The sequence below is a fragment of the Streptomyces beihaiensis genome, assembly GCF_026274175.1.
GTDB classification, from domain to species: domain Bacteria; phylum Actinomycetota; class Actinomycetes; order Streptomycetales; family Streptomycetaceae; genus Streptomyces; species Streptomyces beihaiensis.
This window is the reverse complement of sequence record NZ_JAPHNL010000188.1, coordinates 1-1,632: the sequence shown is the minus strand read 5'-3', so window position 1 is coordinate 1,632 and position 1,632 is coordinate 1. Positions and strand designations below refer to the sequence as shown.

Annotated in this window: 2 protein-coding genes; both read right to left on the bottom strand. The window is 76.3% G+C overall.

The annotated features are described in order from the left end of the window. The coding region (gene panC, locus OFY01_RS16545) for a pantoate--beta-alanine ligase (RefSeq protein ID WP_266600623.1) at window positions 1–736 on the bottom strand (736 nt) is incomplete at its 3' end. Then, window positions 733–1,632: Rossmann-like and DUF2520 domain-containing protein (locus OFY01_RS16540; RefSeq protein WP_266600621.1), on the bottom strand; the 900-nt coding region annotated here is incomplete at its 5' end. The genes panC and OFY01_RS16540, both read right to left, overlap by 4 nt.

The window sequence follows — 1,632 nt, the reverse complement described above, 5'->3', positions numbered from 1 at the left end:
TGACAGTGGAGACGTACACATACCGATCTGTGACCGGTTCGAGGGCCCGAGCCCCGGAAAGAACCTGGCGCGGCGCCTCTCCGGCCGCGTGCCGGTCGCGGCCCGCGAACAGGGCGCGGGAGAGGGCGAGCGCGGCGGCCCGCTCGTCCGGCGAGAGGTAGCGGTTGCGGGAGGACAGCGCGAGCCCGTCGGCCTCGCGGACCGTGGGCACGGCGACGATCTCCACGTCGAAGTTCAGATCGCGCACCATGCGGCGGATGAGCGCGAGCTGCTGGGCGTCCTTCTGCCCGTACAGGGCGACGTCCGCGCGGGTGAGGTGCAGCAGTTTGGCGACGACGGTGAGCATGCCGTCGAAGTGGCCCGGCCGCGAGGCGCCTTCGAGGCGCTCGCCCATGGGTCCCGCCGTGATGCGCACCTGTGGCTGCCCGCCCGGGTAGACCTCGTCGGCGGACGGCGCGAACACCGTGTCGGCGCCGGCCGCCGCGGCGAGCTCGACGTCCGCGTCGAGGGTGCGCGGGTAGCGGTCGAGGTCCTCGCCCGCGCCGAACTGGAGCGGGTTCACGAAGACCGTGACCACGACTTCGCCGTCGGCGCCCGCGCGCTCGCGGGCCGCGCGGATCAGGGCGGCGTGGCCCTCGTGCAGCGCGCCCATCGTCATGACGACGACGCGCTGTCCGGCGCGGGGGCGGGCGCGCAGTTCGGCGCTCTTGTGCAGCAGGGTGGCGGTCGTGGTCATCGGGTCTCCTCCGAACCGGTGGCGCCGCCGCCCGTGCCGCCGGCCGTGCCGGTGCCGGCGGCCAGGACGTCGAGCAGGTCCTCGGCGAGCTCCGGCTTGAGCAGGCCGTGCGCGAGGGCGCGGTCGGCGGTGGCGCGGGCCATCGCCAGGTATCCGGCGACGGTGCCGGGGGCGTGCTTGCGCAGCTCCGTGACGTGTGCGGCGACCGTGCCCGCGTCGCCGCGCGCGACCGGGCCCGTGAGCGCCGCGTCCCCTGACCTGAGCGCGTTGTCGAGCGCCGCGCCGAGCAGGGGGCCCAGCATCCGGTCGGGCGCGGTGACGCCCGCGTCGCCGAGCAGTTCCATCGCCTCCGCGACCAGGGTGACCAGGTGGTTGGCGCCGAGCGCCAGGGCCGCGTGGTACAGCGGCCGCCTCTCCTCGGCGATCCACTCGGGTTCGCCGCCCATCTCGATGACCAGGGCCTCGGCGGCGAGCCGCAGCTCCTCGGGCGCGGTCACGCCGAACGAGCAGCCCGCGAGCCGCTGCACGTCCACGGGCGTGCCGGTGAACGTCATCGCCGGGTGCAGTGCGAGCGGCAGCGCGCCCGCGCGCGTGGCGGGGTCGAGCACCCTGGCGCCGAACCGCCCCGAGGTGTGGGCGAGCAGCTGTCCGGGACGTACGGCTCCGGTCTCGGCGAACCCTTCGACCAGGCCGGGCAGCACGTCGTCGGGGACGGTGAGCAGGACGAGGTCGGCCCGGGCGAGGACGTCGGCGGGCGGCACCAGGGGGACGCCGGGCAGCAGCGCGTCGGCGCGGCGCCTGGAGGCGTCGGAGACGCCGGAGACGGCGACGGGGCGGTGCCCGGCCAGCTCCAGGGACGCGGCGAGCGCGGGGCCGACCCGGCCCGCGCCGACGAC